Source organism: Nocardioides sp., assembly GCF_030019515.1.
In the GTDB taxonomy this organism is placed as follows: Bacteria; Actinomycetota; Actinomycetes; order Propionibacteriales; family Nocardioidaceae; genus Nocardioides.
Genome location: NZ_JASEEQ010000019.1, coordinates 53,269 through 72,133 on the forward strand (window position 1 = coordinate 53,269; position 18,865 = coordinate 72,133).

Sequence of the window (18,865 nt, forward strand, 5' to 3'; positions counted from 1 at the left end):
TCCTCATCTCCCCGCCGCGGCCAGGATCGACTCCCCGGCCCGGATCGACAGTGCTGCGATGGTCAGCGCCGGGTTGATCCCCGGCGCGTTCGGGAAGACGCTCGAGTCGGCCGCATGGATGCGCCGGCTGCGGTGCACCGTGAAGTCGGGGTCGACGACCGAGCGGGCCGGGTCGGTCCCGATCGCGCACCCGCCCATCAGGTGCAGCCCGATCCCCAGGTCGCCCTCGACCAGCTCGCGGGCGCCCATGGAGAGGAAGATGTTGCGGATCGCGGCGGCGCCGGCGTCGCGGCGGCGCAGCTCCTCCTCGCCGAGCCGCTTGTCGATGACGACCGCGCCCTTGCGGTTGAGCCGGATCCGGCCCGGGGTGGTGTCGCGCACGCAGACCTCGATGCACCCCAGGTGGTCGTAGCGCCGCATGAGTGCCAGGTGGGCCGCGCCGAACCCGGGCATCAGCATCGCGATCGACGACGGCCCGGCGAACACGTTCTCGAGCTTGAAGCCCTGTCGGCGGAAGCCCGGGTCGGCGGACTTGTAGTTCTGCAGCGGCCCGGAGTGCGCCCGGACCGGCTCGTCGAAGACGCCGAAGTTCATGTACTGCGGGTGGGTGAAGAAGCCGTGGCCCAGCGCCGGCAGGTGCGAGCCGAACCCCGAGGCCAGCAGCAGCCGGGAGTTGCCGATCGCGCCGGCGGCGAGCACCAGCCGGTCGGCGGTCCACGTCTGCTCGACCCGGGCGCCGCCGGGCTTGCCGACCAGCCCGGTCACGCTCACCCGGTCGGGCCGCTCGGCCACCAGCGTCACCTCCACGTCGGCGAGCAGTACGGCGCCGTCCCGCTCGGCCGCGGGGAGCGCGGTGATCGCCGTCGACTGCTTGGAGTCGATCCGGCAGCCCGAGAGGCACTCGACGCAGGAGTTGCCGTCCTCGAAGCGGCAGTCGGCCTGCGCCCGTCGCAGGGGTGCGTGCCGGTAGCCGTTGCGGGTGAAGCCCTCGGCGAAGATCGCCGCGTTGCCGTTGCGGCGCTCCTCCGGCACCGTCTGCAGGCAGATGTTGGCCTCGGCGCGCCCGTAGTACGGCGCCAGCGCCGCCTCGGTGAACAGCCCGACGCCGCTGGCCGCCCGGAAGTCGTCGAGCGCGACGTCGTCGAACCGGTCCATCAGCGCCTGGTTGACGATCGAGCCGCCACCGACCACCTTCGGGCGCAGGATCGCCAGCGACGCGTCGGCGTTCAGCTCGAGGCCGCCGCCCCAGAAGAGCTGCGCCGACCCGTCGACCTCGGTGCGGGGGTAGGTACGGCGGTCGTAGCGGCCGCCGGCCTCCAGGACCAGGCAGTGCAGCCCGCCGGCCGCGAGGTCGCGGGCCAGGTTCAGGCCCGAGGTGCCGGCCCCGACCACGATCACGTCGTAGCGCTCGCTCATGAGTCCTCCAGGTGGGTGAGCACGGCGTCGGCGGCCAGCGCGGCGAGCCGTTCGGCGGCGGCGTCGTCGCGGTCGGCCAGCCAGGCCAGGGTGAGCCCGTCGGTCAGCGAGATCACCAGCCGTGCCAGGTCGGCGGTGGGGGAGTCCCAGCGCCGGTCGAACCGGTCCGCCAGGTGGTCGAGCAGCTCCGCGGCGACCTCGTGGTAGCGCTGGTACTGCTCGGTCGCCAGCCGCGCCAGCGTCGGGGTTCGCAGCGCGTGCTGGGTGAGCTCGAACATGCCCTGCTCGCGGCCCGGGTCGGTGCGGACCAGGTCGAGGTACGCCGCGAGGGCCCGGCGCACCGCGTCCTCGGGAGAGCTCGCGTCGCCGAGCACGCCGGCCAGTCCCGCCTCGCGCTCGCCCCCGACCACCGACGCGACGATGTCGCCGAGCAGCTCCTCGCGCGACCCGTAGGCGTAGTGGAAGCTCGCCAGCGACATCCCGGCCTCGGCCACGATCGCGCGGGTCGACAGCGCGGCCAGCCCGTCGCGCGCCAGTACCCGGACGGCGGCCGCGAAGAGCAGCTCGCGCCGGTCGGTGACGCTGATCCGCGCCATGTCGCCTCCTGTCGCCGTGGACCGGACTGGGACGGTCGACCCAGTCCGGCGAATGGGACGACTGTCCCATTCGATCGCGCCGGGGACAAGCGGTTCGCCGCAGAAATCGTGACGGCGGCCGCTCCCTTTTTTGCGTATTAACGAGTACGCTCGTTACAAATGTGGTAGCGGCCCAGGAGGAGCAGAGATGGACCTCGTGATCTACGCCGACTTCGGTTCACCCGCGTGCGCGCTGGCGAGCGCGCGGGCCGACGCACTGACCGCGGCCGACGTCCAGGTGGACTGGCGCGCGGTCGAGCCCGACCCCCGGCTGCCGGTCGGGGGCGTCCGGATGGGTGCGTCCGAGCGCGACGCCCTGGAGCGCGAGCTCGAGGCCGTGGCCGGCCTGCTGCTCCCGGGCGAGGAGCTGCCCGGCTCGGTGCCGGCGTTCCGGCCTAATGGCCGCGGCCCGGTCGCCGGCTACGCCGAGGCGTACGGCGCTGGCGTGGCCGACGACGTCCGGCGGCTGCTGTTCTCGGCCTATTGGAGCCGGGGCCAGGACATCGGCAGCCCGGAGGTGCTGCGCCGGCTGCTGGCCGGCCCGATCCTGCGCGGGCACGCGACGTCGGTGCCGCTGAGCGACTTCGGGCTGGCCGTGAGCCCCAGTCGGGGACCGATCACGATGGCCGCCTTCCGCCGGATCCGGGACTGGTCCGCGCAGTGGCGGGCCCTCAACGCCGCGCCGCTGCCGCTCCTGGTGGTCGACGGGCGGCTGCCGGTGGCCGGCGAGACCGCGCTGCGACGGCTCGAGAAGGAGCTGGATCGGGCCGGCGCCACGGTGCGTCCGGTGCTGCCGGACCCGGGTCGATACCCCGTCGTACCCGACCCGCCGGCGCTGCCGTGGGTCTCGGCGAACGGCGGGCCCTGGCGGCACGCCTTCATGGTCGGCGCCTGAGCCCTGTCGGGCGCTGGTTGGGGAGAACCGGGCCGGCTCGCGATCGCGAGCCGGCCCGGCCTGTTCCTCTGCGGTTCTGTCGCGATCTACGACGCGGTGACGCGTCCGATCCGGACCCGCCAGACCTCCGGGCCCTCCTCGAGGTAGTCCCAGGCGAACTCGCCCTTGTGCTCGGCGTCGAGCTGGTAGTACAGCGGCTTGGGGTCGTGGTCGTTCACGAGCACGAAGCCGTCGCCGGGCGCGAGGTCGTGGTAGGTGCTGAAGATCAGCTCGTGGCGGCGGGCCGGGATCTCCTCGCGGACGTCCAGCTGGCGGTCGGTCATGCTCTCTCCTCGGGTCGACGGTGCTGAAGCACTAGAAACGATAGCATCGTGTAAACAGGCATGGGTGGCGGGATCAGCGGGTGACGTGGAAGATCCCGTGCGCGCCGCGCTCGGCGTCGACCATCAGGTGCGAGACGAACGGGTAGTGCCCGGGGTGCTGGAACGAGAGCTCGACGAACCCGCCCTGGGCCGCGCCGAGCGCGAGCGCCTGGCTGCCGCCCCGCTCGGCGTTCCCGGGCCGGAGCAGGTAGGCACCCTCCGCGAACACGGTGTCGAACTGCTCGCCGACCACGTGGAAGGACGTGGTCCGGTTCGGGCCGGCGTCGAGGACCCAGACCCGGACCCGCTCGCCGACCTTCACCTCGATCTGGTCGTGGTCGTACTGGTTCGCGTAGCCGTTGAAGACCACCGCGTCCGGCTGCTCGCCCATCACCTTCGCGGCGTCGACGGGCCCGTCCTGGGCGCCGAGGTAGAGCTCGGACTGCACCATCAGGTAGCTCTTGTCGACACGCGGCAGGTTCGGCGGGTCGATCACCACCGCGCCGAACATGCCGTTGGCGATGTGCACCGCCATCGGCATCGTCGAGCAGTGGTAGAGCCAGATGCCGGAGCGGCGGGCCGTGAACCGGTAGACAAGCGACTCCCCGGGCGCGATCGTGCGCATGTTCCGGTCCGGCGCGGTCTCCCCGGCGTGGAAGTCGATGGAGTGCCCCATCTGGGTGTCGTTGACGAGCCGGATGACGAACCGGTCGCCCACCCGGCCGTGCAGGGTGGGGCCGGGCATGGTGCCGTTGTAGGTCCACAGCTGCTGGCGCACACCCGGCGCGACCTCCGCGGACATCTCGGAGACGCGGAAGGTACGACGGTGCACCCGCGACTCCTCCACCGGCGGGAGGGCGGGGTCGTGCGCCTCGAAGCCGGGCGCGGGGGCGGCGGCGAAGTCGAGGTCGGCCGCCGCGCTGCCCTGACTCGTGCTGTCCTGGCCCGTGCTGTCCTGGCCGGAGTGGTCCATGCCCGGCATCCCGGCCATCCCGGACCCGTCCGTCGCGCCGTCGACCGCTGCGGCCTGCGCCTGGTCCAGCCCGGTCACGCGGACGTGGAAGACCATCCCCATCTGCCGGTGCCCGACCACGGAGCACCAGCCCTCGATGCTGCGACCGACGACGCCGACGTCGAGAACCTTGCTCTCGCCGGGCGAGAGCCGGCCGCTGTCCACGCCCGAGTCGAGGACCAGGTCGTGGACGTCGGTGTCGTCGGTGTTCGTGACCTCGATGACGAGCCGGTTGCCGGCCGGCACCTCCACCGTGTCGGGGGTGAACCGCATGTTCGCGGCACTGACCTCGACGCGGGTGGTCTCGCCGGTGGCCGCGATGCCGGCGGCCGACGACTCGTGCTTCGTGCCGGCCAGTGCGGTCGGGTCGACGGCCACGCCGGCGGCCACGGCGAGGACGACCAGCGCGACCCCGGTCGCGGCGAGGCCGGTGACCTGGCCGCGCGGCCGGTCGGCGGCGACCGGGGCGGGCCCGGTCCGCTGGCTCCTGGGGACCGACTCCACCGGCTGCTGCCGGGCCCGGCGCGCGGCGCGCAGGGCCCGGAACATCAGCGGCAAGAAGGCGGCGAGCGCCACGAGCACGGCCGCCGACACCACGACCCGGACCGGGCTCGGCGCGGGCAGCAGGAACACGACCAGGCCGACGTTGGTGATCGCGACGCGCAGCGCGCCGCCCCGGTCCATCTCGACGTTCGCGGCGCGGGCACCGGAGGGCCCGCCGCCGACGACCACCGGCACCAGGTAGGACATCGCGCCGAGCAGCACCTGGGCACCGAACCCGGCGGCCAGGCCCGGAGTGATCGCGTCGGCCAGCTCGTGGGCGGCCATCCAGCTCGGGGCGACGAGCACGCCCACCCCGAGGATCGCGACCAGTCCGGCCAGCCAGGCGACCGCGGCCGCGACGGACCAGGTGGCGAAGTGCATCGGGGGCTTGGCTCGCGCGACGCTCACGAACGGCCGCGCCAGCAGGACCAGCGCCCCGGCGTACACCAGCAGGCCCGCGCCCGCGACGGGTCGCAGGTCGACCAGGCAGCCGGCCACGCCGATCAGCAGGCCGGCGAGCAGCACCGGCAGCGCTCGCCGCGCCGTGTGCTCCGCACCCTCGGCGATGCGGGTGCGCAGCATGGTCGGCCAGAGCGTCACGACCGTGCCGAGCACGGTGAGCCCCATCCAGCCGAGCACGTTGACCATCACGTGGGCGACCATGATCCGCACGTGCCACTGCTCGGAGAGGCCGCGCGCCATCAGGACGCCGAACAGCGCCCCGAGCGGCAGCAGCGCCGCCGAGGCGACGTAGTAGCGCACGGTGACGGCGAATCGCGAGCCGAGCCCGTGGCGCAGCTGGGAGACCAGCGACACCGCGTGCCAGCCGACGGCCAGGGCGACCGCCGAGGCGCCCACCGTCGCGAGCACCCAGCGGTCGGTGGGCACGGCGACCAGGACGAGCGCCGCGCCGACGTTGCACAGCACCAGCCGCACCGAGCGGGTGCGGTACGCCGTCGCCGTCGGGGCGTTGTGCAGCAGCGCGTCGGTGAAGTGCTGGCTCCAGACCAGGATCGAGTGGGTGACCGCCCCGAGCAGGAGCAGGTGGATCAGCAGCCACCGCGGCGCCGGGAGCTCGCGGTGCACCAGCGACACCACCACGACGACGATCAGCCACAGCAGGGCGGGCAGGTCGCGCAGCGGCGAGAAGCCCCGGCGCGCGCCCGCGCCCACGGGCCGGCTCCGGGTGCCGATGACGGTCATGCGGCCTTCTCCTTGACGGGAACGGTGCTCGGGCGCCGGGCGCCGGTCACGACGGACCACGCGGCGAGCGCGAAGAAGGACAGCAGCGCCAGCACGTTCGCAGCCCCGCCGATCTGCCAGGCGAGGTGCACCTCGAGTGCGTCGCCGAGCCAGAGCCGCAGCGCCAGCGAGGCGTGCAGCAGCACGAGCGGTCCCCACAGCACGGTCCGGTACGGCAGCGGGCGACGCAGCACGGCCGGCAGGATCACCGGCGCGTGCGCCATGATCATCGAGATCGTGAAGCCCAGGAACGTCGCGTGGATGACGACGTCGTACGGCGCTCCCGAGAGCGCGCTGCCGTGCAGCAGCCAGGTGCTGGCGGCCACGAGCAGCCAGAAGTAGCCGGCCAGCATGCTGGCCGCCATGAACCGGGTGAGCCCGGGTCGCCGGACCGTCCGCCAGGCGACGTCGTGGGCGACCAGCCAGCCGGTGAGCGCGGCCAGGGCGAGACCGAGCAGCGGATAGCCGACCTCCGGCCACAGCAGCGACCCGACCGTGCTCGCCATCACCGCGACCGTCAGCAGCACCAGGGTCGGACCGGCCTTCGGTCCCATCGCGAGCCGGGCCAGCTCCAGCCGCTCGCCGGCGATGGTCAGCACCAGGAAGCCGGTCAGCCAGGGGATCAGGAGCGCGGTCTGGGTCCCGCCCAGCCACATGGCGGCCGCGCCGGCGCCGAGCACCGCGCCGAGCGCCTGCACGAGCACGGCGTCGTCGCGCTGGCGGCGCCACAGCGGCACGTACAGGAGGGTCATCGCCAGCATCCCGAGCAGCAGGCCGGTGCGCCCGACGGCCAGGGGGACCGGGGCGAGCAGCAGCAGGGCGCCGACGCCGAGCAGCGCCGGCGCGAGGTAGCCGAGCGACCGGCCCAGCGCCACGGAGCGCTCGAGGCAGACCAGGGTGCCGACGAAGCCGAGCGCCATCAGCATCCCGTGCACGTCGGGCAGCCGGTCGGTGGTCACCGGCGCGGGCACCCCGAGGAGCAGCAGCGCGGCGTCGAGCCCCGCGAGCATCGCCAGGCCGGCGGGCAGCAGGAGGACGCCACGCGGGGTCCTGGCTCGGGCCGAGACCGGTCGCGGCGGGGCAGCGTTTGTCACGATGAGATCGTATCTAAGGGTGGGCCGGCGAAGCGAGTTCAGGCCGCGATCGCGACGCCGAGCACCAGCAGCGCCAGGCTGAGACCGCCGAGCCCGGCCCGCAGTACGGCGGCGCGGACCGCGCCCCGGCGCACCTGCTCGGCGAGGCGGGCCGCGAGGGCGGGGTCGCCGGCCGCCTCGACGCTACGGCGGCGCAGCCGGGTCATCTGGCGCGCCTGCTCGACGCCCACCGCGAGGACCGCGACCAGCGCCACGGCGACCAGCCCCGTGGCGACCAGGAGCGGACCACCCGACTCGTGACGCACCAGCACCCCGCCGGCGGCGTACCCGACCACCAGGGCGGCGGTGCCGACGACGAGGTAGACGCGCCCCAGGCCGCGGAACAACGCCACCCGGGCGGCCGGGTCGAGGGTGCGGGCCGCGATCCGCGCGACGACCATGATCGCGACCAGCCCCCCGACCCAGATGCTCGTCGCGAGGACGAGCACCGCGGTCAGGACGGCGTCGAGGAGGCTCATGTCTAGGCGGTCTCCAGCTCGGCGCTGACGGTGATCGCCGCGCCGGCGAAGAGCCGGGAGATCGGGCACAGAGCGGCCGCGTCGTCGACCGCCGCCTGGAAGCCGTCGGCGTCCAGGCCGGCGACCCGGCCGCGGACGGCCAGTGCGGACGACACGACGGTGGGCTTGCCGTCCACCTCGTCGAGGCTGACCGTCGAGGAGACCGTGAGCTGCTGGGCCTCGACCTTGCGCTCACCCAGGCACAGGCTCAGCGCCATCGCGAAGCACGAGGAGTGGGCCGCCGCAGCCAGCTCCTCCGGGCTGGTCCTGCCGCCCGGCGCCTCGGTGCGGGCGGCCCAGGTGACCGGGAGCGCGTCGAACGCGCCGCTGTCCGGCTGGATCCGGCCGTCGCCGCGGGCGAGGCCGCCCTGCCAGGTGGTCGTGGCTGTGCGTTCGGCAATCATCGGTCGATCGATCTCCTTCGGTCGGTTCGAACGACACCGGTGCGGTGCCGCAGGTCAGGCCACCAGGCCCTGCTCGGGACGGGCCGTCGGACGGTCGGCGACCCCGGCAGCCGTCGCGCGGATCCCGTCCGCGTCGACACCGAAGTGGGCGCGGAGCTCCTCACGGGTGTCGGAGAGGCCGTAGCCGTCGGTGCCGAGGCTCACGAAGGGGGCGTCGATGAACCGCGCGAGCTGGTCGGGCAGCGCCGAGACGTAGTCGCTCACGGCGACCACCGGGACCGGCAGCTCGCCGAGGACACGGCGTACGTAGCTGACGCGGGCCGGCTCGTCGGGGTGCTCGCGGCTCCAGCGCTCGGTGGCGAGCGCGTCGTCGCGCAGCGCCTTCCAGCTGGTCACCGACCACACCTCGGCCGCGATCCCGTCGCGTGCCAGGTCGGCGGCCGCCTGCTGGGCGGTGCGGACCGCCGGGCCGGAGGCGAGCAGCCGCACCTGGGGCAGCTGGTCGCCCTCGGTCGCGGCGACCCGGTACAGGCCGGCGACGATCGCCTCGTCCACGCTGACGCCGGGGACGCCGGAGTCGGCCGGCTTGGCCGGCTGGACGTAGTCCTCGTTGTAGACCGTCAGGTAGTAGAAGCACTCCTCGCCGACGTCGTACATCCGCCGGATGCCGTCGCGGACGATGGTGGCGGTCTCGTAGGCGAACGCCGGGTCGTAGGCGTGACAGCTCGGGACGGCGAGCGCGGCGAGCTGCGAGGAGCCGTCGGTGTGCTGCAGTCCCTCTCCGGCCAGCGTCGTGCGTCCGGCGGTGGCCCCGACCAGGAAGCCGCGGCCCCGGGCGTCCGCGAGCGCCCAGATCAGGTCGCCGACGCGCTGGAACCCGAACATCGAGTAGTAGGTGAAGAAGGGCACGACCGCGGTGTCCCAGGTGTGCCCGGCCGTCGCGGCCGCCGTCAGCTCGGCGAGCCCGCCGGCCTCGGTGATCCCCTCCTGCAGGACCTGCCCGTCCACGCTCTCCCGGTAGGACAGCGGCATCCCGGCGTCGACCGGTGTGTACAGCTGGCCGTCGGGGGCGTAGATGCCGAACTCGCTGTAGAGCGGCTCGTAGCCGAAGGTGCGGCCCTCGTCGGGGACGATCGGCACGATCCGGCGGCCGATCTCGGGGTCGCGCATCAGCGAGTGCAGCAGGCGGGTGTGGGCGACGGTGGTCGACACGGTCCGCTTGCCGGAGCCGGCGTCGAACTGGGTGAAGGCCGCCTCGCCCGGCTGGGTCGGCAGGACCGCGGGGGTCAGCGGACGCCGGGGGAGTGAGCCGCCGAGACCGCGGCGCCGGGCGTGGAGGTACTCCAGCTCCGGGGAGCCCGCGGGCAGTGGGAGGTACGGCGGCAGCCCGTCGGCCAGCTCGGCGTCGGTGACCGGCACCGCGAGGATGTCGCGGAAGATCCGCAGCTGGTCCGGGGTCATCTTCTTCATCTGGTGCGTGGCGTTGCGGCCCTCGAAGTTGGGGCCGAGCGCGAAGCCCTTGATCGTCTGCGCCAGCACCACGGTGGGCTCGCCCCGGTGGGCGACGGCGTCGGCGTACGCGCCGTACACCGCACGCGGGTCGTGCCCGCCGCGCCGCAGCCCGGCCAGGTCGGCGTCGGTGAGGCTCGCGCCGAGCGCCTGCAGCGCCGCGCCGCCGCCCCCGAACAGCGTCTCGCGCAGCTCGGCCGGCTCGAGGATGGTCAGACGCTGCAGGTCCCCGTCGTTCATCGCCTCCAGCCGGTCGAGCAGCGCCTCGCCTCCGGGGGCGTCGAAGAGGGCCGTCCACCGGCTGCCCCACAGCACCTTGAGCACGTGCCAGCCGGCGCCGGCGAAGATGCCCTCGAGCTCGTCGAGGACACGGCTGTTGCCGCGCACCGGGCCGTCGAGGCGCTGGAGGTTGCCGTTGACCACGAAGACGAGGTTGTCCAGGTGCTCGCGGGCGGCCAGCCGGATGGCGGCGAGCGTCTCGGGCTCGTCGATCTCGCCGTCGCCGACGAAGCACCACACCCGGGCGGCGGCGGTGTCGGCCAGGCCACGCGCGGCGAGGTAGCGGTTGAAGCGGGCCTGGTAGACCGCGTGCAGCGGCCCGATGCCCAGGCTCACCGTCGGGAACTCCCAGAAGCCGGCCATGCTGCGGGGGTGGGGGTACGACGGCAGGCCCTGCCCGGCGCCGGCCACCTCGCGCCGGAAGTGGTCGAGCTGCTCGGCGCTCAGTCGGCCCTCGAGGAAGGCGCGGGCGTAGATGCCGGGGCTGGCGTGGCCCTGGAAGAACACCTGGTCACCGGGGACGACGGCATCGCCGGCGGAGCCGCGTCCGCGGAAGAAGTGCTGGAAGCCGACCTCCCACAGCGTCAGCGTGGACGCGTAGGTCGACAGGTGACCGCCCAGGCCGCTGTGCTGCTTGTTGGCCCGGACCACCATCGCCATCGCGTTCCACCGCAGGTAGGCGTCGATCCGCTGCTCGAGGGCGAGGTCGCCGGGGTACGCGGCCCACTGCTCGGTCGGGATCGTGTTGAGGTACGGCGTCCGTCGCCCGGTCGCGACCCCGAGACGGCCGGCGTGCGCGGACACCTCCTCGAGGATCCGGCTGGCGGCGCGCGGCCCGTGGGTGCGAACCAGTCCGCTCACCGAGTCGAGCCACTCCTCGCGCTCGTCCTGCCAGTCGGTGGGGTCGTGGGGGAGGTTCGCAGTGGTCACGCCACCAGTGTCCTACGTGCGCAGCATAAAAACAAAGCTGCCAGTGTCTATGCTGACGCGGGCCGTGGCTCCAGGCGCGCGATGCACAGATGGGGGGTCACGAACGGCTGGAGCGAGGTCGCGGTGACCGGCGCGTCGATCTCCTCGAGGGCGCCCTGCATCAGGCCCAGGTGGATAGCACACACGACGTCGGTGTGCTTCTCGGCGACCTCGCGGAAGGGGCAGCGCTGCAGGCGCACCTCGACCCCGGAGTCGGTCGCGTGCGACTCCGGCTGGAACCCGACCGCGTCCAACATCCGGTCGAGCCGGACGACGGCCTCGTCGGCGTCGATGCGCTCGGACGGGGCGGGGCGCTCGATCAGGTGGCGTCCCCACGCCTTGCCGAGCTCGACCGTGCCGGGGCCGGTGTCCTCGAGGGACGACACGAAGCCGGTGAGCATCTCCGCCAGCAGCTCGTAGCTGCGGGGTCCGAGCGAAGGGCCGTCGGAGGAGTAGAGGATCCGCGGCCGACCCGGCGTCTCCCGGGGCTCGGTCGTCCGCTCGGCCAGGCCGTCCTCGACCAGGCCGTCCAGGTGGAAGCGTGCGGTGTTCACGTGCAGGCCCATCGCGTCCGCGACCTCGGCCACCGAGAGCGGCTGGTCGGCCTGGCGCAGCATCGAGAGCACCTCGGTGCGCCGCGCGCGACCGGGGTGCTGGGCAGGCGAGTCCACGAGTGTCGGTCCCGTCATGCCGTGATTGTCACACGCCCGATTGTTAGAAACAAGAAAGCGGCTCCCGGCCCGGCTCAGGGCTCCGGGGCGAACGAGTCGGCGATCGCGGTCAGCCGCGCCCGGTAGCCGGCCCAGTCGAAGTCGTCGCCAGGGAGGTTCGAGAAGGCCGGGTTGAGGCCGGCCGCGCCGTCGATCGCCTCGCGGACGACGTCGGCCTGCCCGGCGTGGCGGGCGGTGTCGTCCAGCACGCGGACCAGCATGTGGTGCAGCGTCACCTGGTGGTCGGTCGGGTCGCCCCACCAGGGCGGGGCACCGACGGCATCGAGCGCCAGCTCGTCGATGGTCCGGTCGGCGAACTCCCACACCCGGCGGTAGAACCCGACCAGGTCGCCGGTCGAGACCTCTGCCGGCAGGCACCAGTCCGCCTGCGGGTCGTCGTCGTACGCCTCGAGCGGGACGTAGCAAGGGTCCTCGGGCGTGGGCCAGGGCCGGTCGAAAGTGATCCCGAAGTAGCCGATCTCCACGTTCGCGCAGTGCTTCACGATGCCGGCCAGGGTGAGCCCGGTCGGCGTCCGCGGCAGCCGCCGGTCGCGCTCGGACACGCCGTCGAGCTTCCACACCAGTGCCTCCCTGCTCCGCTGGAGGTAGTGCTTCAGTGCGGACTTGGGGTCCGCGAGCTCGTCGGTCACCCGCTCAGTGTGGCGCCCTGCGGCCCGCCCTCCTAGGGCCGGCCGGGCTGGTTCTCGAACGGCACGTAGTCGCGGCAGGGCTCGTTGCGCAGGCTGGGGCACGGGGGAGCGTCGGAGTCGATGGTGACCCCGGGGACCACCGGGAGGATCAGCCGGGACGGGTGCCGTCGCGACGACACGACGTGGACGACCGCTGCGCTGCCCTGAGGACGAGCCTCGGCGAAGGACCAGATCGGCTGCTCGCCGCCCGGCGCCGAGATCGTGACGCGGATCCGGGAGCCCGTCCGGTACGCGTGGCCCTGGTAGTAGAGGGGGATCACGACCTTCGTCCAGCGGTGCGCCGGCATCGGCTGGACATCGGCGGCGCGGAAGGTGGGGATCGGCTGGAGCAGGCTGGGCTGCTGCTTCATGATGTTGTCCGCGGTGGTGGCGAGCCTGCGCTCGCTGCCGCGCATCCAGCCGCTCTGCACGAACGTCTCGTGCCCGTCCCGCACCTCGCTGACCGTCGCCTGGAAGTCGACGTCGCGGGTCGACGAGCGCACCCACAGGTGCACGGCGCCGGCGCCGACGGTCGTCAGGTCCTCGGTGAGCTTCGGTGAGACGTAGGAGACCGCGGTGCCGTGGGCGCGCTGCTTCCAGTCCCAGCTCCACTGGGCGGCGTTGCCCCAGAGGCCCCCGCCACCGGTGCTGCCGGTGAAGTCGTTGCCGGGCAGCACCCGCGGGTCGGAGGTGTAGCGGTCGACGCTCGGCCGGGCCGGAGCCTTGGCGTGCAGCGCGCTGCCGGACCCGAGGTACCACGACGTCGCCTCGGTGCCGGGCACCGGCAGGGATGCGAACGACTTCTCGTAGGCGGCGTAGGGGTCGCCGGGGCTCTGGGTGCCGGTCGGGGAGGCGCCCGCGCCGTTGTCGAACAGCACCCGCACGGGCGGTGCCTTCTCGAACTCCGCCAGCGCGGCGTCGTACGTCGGCTGCTGCTGGACCGGGTCCGGGGGCAGGGTGATCGGGTCGCTCGAGATGCCCATCGCCTGCTGGTAGACGACCGGTGCGGCCAGCTGGATCAGGGCCGAGTTCTGGATCGGCGCCTGGCCGGCGACGTAGAGCTGGAGGAAGTCGTAGAGGCGGTTGAGCGTCGCGGGGTCGAGGGAGTCGATGTGGGCCCCGTTGGTGAACGTGAACCACTTCTTGTCCGTGCCGGTGAAGTTCCGCACCAGCGCCGGACAGTGGCCCCCGGTCTGCTCGTCCTGGAACTGGCAGGCCAGGAACGTCGGCACGGTGATCTTGTGCACGAACGACACCGGGTCGAGCGGGTCGGCCACCCGCGGCCGGTAGTGGCTGTTCTGCTCGATCTTGGTCATCAGGTCGGCGGCCTCGGGGTGCAGCACCTGGTTGTCCTGGCAGGTCTGGTCGCCGTCGGTGATCCGCTGCTCGGCGTAGGCCTGGGTGCCCTCGGCGCCGGTGCCGGCGGGCTGGGCCTGCTGCTGGCGCTCCTTGGCCCACGCGACCGCGAAGCCGGTGTTGAGGATGCCGCCGGGGTAGAGGGTGGTCGCGGTCGCGTCGATCACCGACAGCGGCGAGATCGCGGCGAGGTGCGGCGGCTGGGTCTGCGCCGTGAACAGCTGGCTGATGCCGCCGTAGGAGATGCCCACCATCCCGACCTTGCCGCCCTGGACCCACGGCTGGCGGGCGACGGTCTCGACGATGTCGTAGCCGTCGATGGACTGGAGCGGCTCGAAGAAGTCGAACGCGCCGCCCGAGCAGCCGGTGCCGCGCATCTGGATGTCGACCACGGCGAAGCCCATCGCGTTGGCGACGGCAGCGATGCCGCTGTCGGGGCCGGCCGGGTTGGCGTACCCGTAGCCGGAGTACTCGATCAGGGTCGGGAACGGCGCGTCGGTCGGGAGGTCCGGCAGCGTGCCGCCGCCCGCGACGCCGCCGAGGTCGGACGGCGGGTGCACGGAGTAGGCGAGCCGGGTGCCGTCGCGGGTGGTCAGGTAGCCGTAGCCGTCGCTGGGGATCGTCTGGTCGTAGATGCTCTCGTTCCACTGCTGCGCGCCGTCGCCGTGCACGGTGAGTGCGTCGGAGGTCCTCCCGTCCGCCTGCACGACATAGCCGGTCCCCGGCGCGACCTCGCGGAACAGCACGCCGCCGAGCTCGTTGACGGTCTGCGTCCCGACCGCGTCGCCCGCGGGGTCGACGAGGGTCGCCTGAGAGCCGGCGGGCAGCCCGACGGCGTACACCTGGCGCGCGCTGCCGGCGGCCGTGAAGCCGTCCTGGGCTGCCTGCGCCCCGGGACCGGTGACGATGACCAGTCCGGCGACGACGAGCGAGAACGCCGCCGCCACGACGGCGGCGAAGCGGGACGGGCGAGCGGGTGCGTGCACGGCGGACCTCCTGTGGGCTACCACCCGGTAACGAGGCCGGTGTGCCGCGGGTCACGCCCGTGACCCAGGTCGGCGAGGTGGTCGCTCAGAGCTCCTGGAGGAGCGCCCGCCGTCGGGCCTCGGCCTCGGCCCGGACTGCGGGGTCCTCGGAGTCGAGGCCGAGGGCCACCTCCAGCACCTCCCGGAAGGCAGTGCCCAGAGCGGGCAGGATCCTGCGCGGGTCGTCGTCGAAGGCGTGGCGGTCGACGCCGGCGATCCGGGCCAGCGCGTCGAGCCCGGGGGTCACTGTCCGGTCAGCAGCCATCGGTCCGGTCCGATCGAGAGGGGGGTCAGGTCGGCCGGGGTCAGCGTGGGTTCGACGTCGCCCAGGGAGTAGGTCGTCTCGTCCACGCGCTTGAGCTTGTCGATCACGCCGGCCTCGCGGAGCCGGTCGAGGATCTTGGCGCGGATCTCGTCGGCCTTGTCGGGAAGGTCCGGGTCGCCGACGACGGCGGCGGCGACGATCGGCTCGGTCACGGCCATGTACTCGAGGTCGACCGCGAGCGAGAAGGTGACCCCGCCGACGCCCGGTGGCGGAGTGCCGGGGACCCGCCGCTCGCCGTTCCCGGTGGCTGCGTTGAGCCGCCGCACGATGTCGTTCTCGGCTCCCGACATCTTCGGGTGGTTGTAGTAGCGACTGGTCGTCACCAGGTTGCCGTAGTCGGCGAATCCCGTGCCGCCGAACCGGTTGGCGATCACGTGAGCGCGGTTGTAGTTCATGCCGGGAAGGAAGTACGCGGAGTCCTGGGTGATGCCGCGACCCGAGAACTGGCTCAGCTGGCGGCCGACCACCCGCTTGGGCAGCTTGCCCTCGAGCTCGATGCTGAACTCCTGCCCCGACGCCGTCCGGTACGCCAGCGTGTCCTCGGCCCGCGCCGTGATCGAGGTCGGGATGAAGTACGCGTGGTCGGGCTCGCGCGTGCCCAGCCCGCGGAAGCTGCCGTGGTCGGACGTCGGCCCGATCTGGAAGGAGACACCGGCGAGCTGGTCGCGGATGGCGGTCTTCTCCTCGTCGCTCAGGACGAGCTCCGACCCGCTGAGCCGTTCCCCGACGGCTCTCCGGATGCTCGAGACCGCGTCGTTTCCGACCCCCGCGATGAACGCGGTCCGCACCCGGTGCGGCGGCTGCGGGTGCCGGTTGAGGAACACGTAGTCGTAGAAGGTCTGGTTGCCCACCTTCGGCGCCCGTGGGTGCACGACGAAGTACGCCGCCAGCGCGCGCAGGTTGCTCTGCTCGGTGAGGACGCTCTCGCCACCGGCGCCCGTGAGGCCCGCGAACGTCGTGGCCGCGGGGCCCGGGATCAGCTTCTGGCGCTGGTTGACCGGACCAACCATGAGGTTCTCGAGCGGGCTGGACCACGCGGACGTGAGCTGGTCGACCTTTGCCGGGACCTGCCCGAGCAGGTCGTCCCTGAACTCGCCGATGATGTCGTCGATGTTCGGCACCAGGAGCTCGATGAGCTGGTTGAGCAGCCCGGCGATCTGCTGCTCGGTGGCCTCGAGCAGGTCGTCGGCCACGTGCGTCTCGCTCGGCGGGGTACCGGCCCCTCCGCCTCCTCCCGCGCCGCCACCCGCTGCCGCGGTCGCCGCCTGGTGGTTCTGCTGCACCTCCTGCTTGGCCGGCGCGACCTGGCTGTTGCCGTCGGCGACCAGCGGCTCGATCTGGTCCAGCAGTGCCGCGGCGCGCGCCTTCTTCTCCTCCTCGGGCGGCATCTGCGTCACCTCGGTGCGCCACTGCGCGACCCGGGACTGGAGCGGGGTGGGTGTCGAGGCCACCATCAGGTGCGACGCCGCCGCGTCGACCCAGAGCCGGTGTGACTCCCCGCCCCCGGAGAACCGCACCGTCTCGCCGACCTCCTCGTCGCCGTCTCCCGCGGCACCGCCGCCGACGCCGATCGCCGCCAGGAGCGCGCGACCGCGGGTGACCAGCTCGGTGATCACCCGCTCGAGCACCGGCTGCACCATCGCCTGCAGCTCGGCGATCGTGTCGGCCACCTGGTCGGGCAGGTCACCGAGCCCGATCATGCCGGCGAGGAGGTCGATGACCAGCGGGAGCAGCATGGCTAGCCCGTTCTCGACCATCTGCGCGACGCCCGCGAGGTTGCCGGCCATGATCTCGGCGCACGCGTTCACGATCGTCTCGACGAGCGTGAAGATCTGGGCGGCGTTCTCGAAGACCCACTTCAGCACCGTCCAGATCAGCTCGATCGCCTGGAGCACGGCGCCGGCCGGGTTGAGCATCGCCAGCAGCCGGAGGGCCACCCGCTCGATCAGCGCCTGGACGGCGAAGTCGACCGCTGCCTGGACGACCGCCTCGACGATCGCCTCCGGGGTGAGCCGCTCGCGCAGCATCTCCCAGACCCCGTCGGGGCCGCGCTGGATGAGCAAGCTGACGAGCTGCCACACCTTCTCGACGACCTCGACGGCGCGGGGGCCGACCTGGCGCACGAGGATCGCCCGGATCCGGGGCCAGGTGATCCCCATCACCGAGAGGATGAAGGTGATGATGCTGCCGATCGACGCGTCGCGCGGGATGGTGACCCCCACGCGCCGGCAGCGGGAGAACAGCCAGCGCCAGAAGCTCGCAGCGAGGTGCTCGCCGAACCGGTCGAAGAAGCCCTGGAACCCCAGGCGCAGGGCCGCGACCAGGTTGTTGGCGAAGGTCTCGGGGTCGTCGGCGATCTGGTCGACGACCTGACCGATCCTGTCGATCAGAGCCCAGAACGACGCGGCCGGAATGCCGACCAGCGTGAGCAGGCCGTTGATGATGGCGCGGACCGGGTCGTCGATGAAGGCCTGGATCGCCGCGACGATCCTGCCGACGAGGCCGCCCGCACGCTGCCGCAGCTCCTCGACCTGGCGCTGCACCTCGCCGACCGCGGTGACGGCCTTCGTCGAGATCTCCTGCACGAACGACGTCCGGGCGGCCTCGGTCCGCTGGGAGAGCCCGTCGAGCTGGGCGGTGAACCGCTGCTCCTCGCCGGCCGCCCACTCCTGCAGGTCGGCCGGCAGCCGTGCGAACAGCTCGTGGGTGCGGTCGCGAGCCCGCTGGATCAGCGCCTGCGCGGCCGAGATGACGCTGGCGACATCGGCGGAGATCGACATCAGGACGTCGCACACGCCGTCGCCGAAGCGGCGCTCGGCGTCGTCGTACTCCCGCGTCACCCAGCCGGGCAGGCCGGCGACGGCGTCCCACAGCCCCACGACGAACCCGCCCGCGCCGGAGTGGCGCTCGTCGATCCAGCGCTGCACCTCGTCGAGACGGCTGCGGAACTCCCGCGACAGCCGCTCGACCTCGGCGTCCCACCGGCCCATCGCGGTCCGCGACAGCGGCTCGAGGAGCTGCTGCACCTGGGTCTGGGCCTCGGTGAAGATCGCCTGCGCCTGGGCCGAGACGGACTCGCGGGTCTGGGTCTCGTGGCCGACCATGCCGCCCTGACGGTCGGCGACGCCTCGCACCGTTCCGCCGCGCGACTCGTTGAGCGAGGCGAGCGCCTGCCGCTGCAGGGTGGCCATGTCGGCCTGCGCCTGGACGATCGCGGTCTGCTGCTGAGCGGCGAGGTCGACCGGGGCGGTCTCGGCGAGGCCGGTGAGCTCGTCGCGCCCGGCGCGAACCTCGTTGTACGGCGGGGTGTCGGCGAGCGGCTCGGTCGAGTGGCGCTCGATGCGGGAGGAGTCGGCCATCGTCTCGACGCGATCGCGGTCGGCGTCGAGGGAGAGGTTCTCCTGGGGGATCGGGTCGGGAGCCGCAGTGGTCGCGTTGATGCCGGGGTCCGCGACGGCGGGTGGCGGGGTGGTGACCGGGGTACCGGTCGCCGTGGTCCCGGAGGGGGTCTGCTGGAGGCCGTCGTAGGAGCCGGCTACCCGGTCGGCGTCGCCCTGCACACTGCTGTTGACCGAGGTGCCCGCCTCGCGGGCGGCGCCCTGGATGTCGGCGCGGGTGAGCTCGTCCTCGTCCGCCGGGCGGTGCTCCCGGATCGCGGTGCGGATCCGCTCGCAGAGCGCGACGATCTCCGGACTCGGGGGAGGGGCGCCGCCGAGGGCGGCCGCGAGGTCTGCGGCGGCGCGGGCGTTGGCCTCGGCGCTGGGCTCGTCCACGGCACCTCGCGCGGCCGCGGTCGTGGCGTCGGCGGGGGGCAGGTCGCGGGCGGCTCCGGCGGCGCGGCGG

14 protein-coding genes are annotated in these 18,865 nt (G+C 73.1%); 1 reads left to right on the forward strand and 13 read right to left on the reverse strand.

What is annotated here, in order from left to right; all coding sequences use genetic code 11:
* Positions 1-3: 3 nt before the first annotated feature.
* Complete coding sequence (locus QMC84_RS20685; RefSeq protein ID WP_300378246.1) at positions 4-1,416, reverse strand: GMC family oxidoreductase; 1,413 nt, start codon at positions 1,414-1,416, stop codon at positions 4-6.
* Positions 1,413-2,012: a TetR family transcriptional regulator C-terminal domain-containing protein gene (locus QMC84_RS20690; RefSeq protein ID WP_300378248.1), complete on the reverse strand. Its 600-nt coding sequence runs from the start codon at positions 2,010-2,012 to the stop codon at positions 1,413-1,415. The genes QMC84_RS20685 and QMC84_RS20690 overlap by 4 nt, the downstream gene beginning before the upstream one ends.
* A gap of 187 nt (positions 2,013-2,199) precedes the next feature.
* Between QMC84_RS20690 and QMC84_RS20695 the strand changes: the two genes are divergently transcribed.
* Positions 2,200-2,946, forward strand: coding sequence for a DsbA family protein (locus QMC84_RS20695; RefSeq protein ID WP_300378250.1), 747 nt, complete (start codon positions 2,200-2,202; stop codon positions 2,944-2,946).
* A gap of 86 nt (positions 2,947-3,032) precedes the next feature.
* Here QMC84_RS20695 and QMC84_RS20700 read toward each other — a convergent pair whose 3' ends face one another.
* From QMC84_RS20700 to QMC84_RS20750, 11 genes are all read right to left on the reverse strand, one after another.
* A complete protein-coding gene (locus QMC84_RS20700; protein WP_300378252.1) occupies positions 3,033-3,269 on the reverse strand; it encodes a DUF2249 domain-containing protein in 237 nt (78 codons plus the stop codon).
* A 73-nt stretch (positions 3,270-3,342) separates the two neighbouring features.
* Complete coding sequence (locus QMC84_RS20705; protein WP_300378254.1) at positions 3,343-6,066, reverse strand: multicopper oxidase domain-containing protein; 2,724 nt, start codon at positions 6,064-6,066, stop codon at positions 3,343-3,345.
* Entirely contained in the window at positions 6,063-7,199 is a 1,137-nt protein-coding gene (locus tag QMC84_RS20710) for a hypothetical protein (protein WP_300378256.1), read from the reverse strand. Before QMC84_RS20710 ends, QMC84_RS20705 begins: the two co-directional genes overlap by 4 nt.
* Before the next feature lie 38 nt (positions 7,200-7,237).
* Positions 7,238-7,717 (reverse strand): hypothetical protein, encoded by a 480-nt coding sequence (locus tag QMC84_RS20715; protein WP_300378258.1) that lies wholly within the window; start codon positions 7,715-7,717, stop codon positions 7,238-7,240.
* Between the two features lie 2 nt (positions 7,718-7,719).
* Entirely contained in the window at positions 7,720-8,160 is a 441-nt protein-coding gene (locus QMC84_RS20720) for an OsmC family peroxiredoxin (RefSeq protein WP_300378260.1), read from the reverse strand.
* Positions 8,161-8,214: 54 nt separating this feature from the next.
* Positions 8,215-10,878 carry a pyruvate dehydrogenase (acetyl-transferring), homodimeric type gene (gene aceE / locus QMC84_RS20725; protein WP_300378262.1) on the reverse strand — a complete coding sequence of 888 codons (2,664 nt, stop codon included), beginning with the start codon at positions 10,876-10,878 and terminating at the stop codon, positions 8,215-8,217.
* A gap of 47 nt (positions 10,879-10,925) precedes the next feature.
* Positions 10,926-11,606, reverse strand: a complete 681-nt coding sequence (locus QMC84_RS20730; RefSeq protein WP_300378263.1) for a helix-turn-helix domain-containing protein — start codon at positions 11,604-11,606, stop codon at positions 10,926-10,928.
* Positions 11,607-11,662: 56 nt separating this feature from the next.
* Complete coding sequence (locus QMC84_RS20735; protein WP_300378264.1) at positions 11,663-12,277, reverse strand: DinB family protein; 615 nt, start codon at positions 12,275-12,277, stop codon at positions 11,663-11,665.
* 32 nt (positions 12,278-12,309) lie between these two features.
* Complete coding sequence (locus QMC84_RS20740) at positions 12,310-14,658, reverse strand: CocE/NonD family hydrolase (RefSeq protein WP_300378265.1); 2,349 nt, start codon at positions 14,656-14,658, stop codon at positions 12,310-12,312.
* An 85-nt stretch (positions 14,659-14,743) separates the two neighbouring features.
* A complete protein-coding gene (locus QMC84_RS20745) occupies positions 14,744-14,962 on the reverse strand; it encodes a hypothetical protein (protein WP_300378266.1) in 219 nt (72 codons plus the stop codon).
* On the reverse strand, positions 14,941-18,865 hold a 3,925-nt coding region (locus QMC84_RS20750), incomplete at its 5' end, for a DNA/RNA non-specific endonuclease (RefSeq protein ID WP_300378267.1). The genes QMC84_RS20750 and QMC84_RS20745, both read right to left, overlap by 22 nt.

Bases quoted from the DNA above. Each gene is read 5' to 3' on its own strand.
- QMC84_RS20715 (WP_300378258.1), bottom strand. From the start codon at position 7,717: ATGAGCCTCCTCGACGCCGTCCTGACCGCGGTGCTCGTCCTCGCGACG.
- QMC84_RS20720 (WP_300378260.1), bottom strand. From the start codon at position 8,160: ATGATTGCCGAACGCACAGCCACGACCACCTGGCAGGGCGGCCTCGCC.
- QMC84_RS20730 (WP_300378263.1), bottom strand. From the start codon at position 11,606: ATGACGGGACCGACACTCGTGGACTCGCCTGCCCAGCACCCCGGTCGC.
- QMC84_RS20700 (WP_300378252.1), bottom strand. From the start codon at position 3,269: ATGACCGACCGCCAGCTGGACGTCCGCGAGGAGATCCCGGCCCGCCGC.
- QMC84_RS20705 (WP_300378254.1), bottom strand. From the start codon at position 6,066: ATGACCGTCATCGGCACCCGGAGCCGGCCCGTGGGCGCGGGCGCGCGC.
- QMC84_RS20745 (WP_300378266.1), bottom strand. From the start codon at position 14,962: ATGGCTGCTGACCGGACAGTGACCCCCGGGCTCGACGCGCTGGCCCGG.
- QMC84_RS20685 (WP_300378246.1), bottom strand. From the start codon at position 1,416: ATGAGCGAGCGCTACGACGTGATCGTGGTCGGGGCCGGCACCTCGGGC.
- QMC84_RS20690 (WP_300378248.1), bottom strand. From the start codon at position 2,012: ATGGCGCGGATCAGCGTCACCGACCGGCGCGAGCTGCTCTTCGCGGCC.
- QMC84_RS20695 (WP_300378250.1), top strand. From the start codon at position 2,200: ATGGACCTCGTGATCTACGCCGACTTCGGTTCACCCGCGTGCGCGCTG.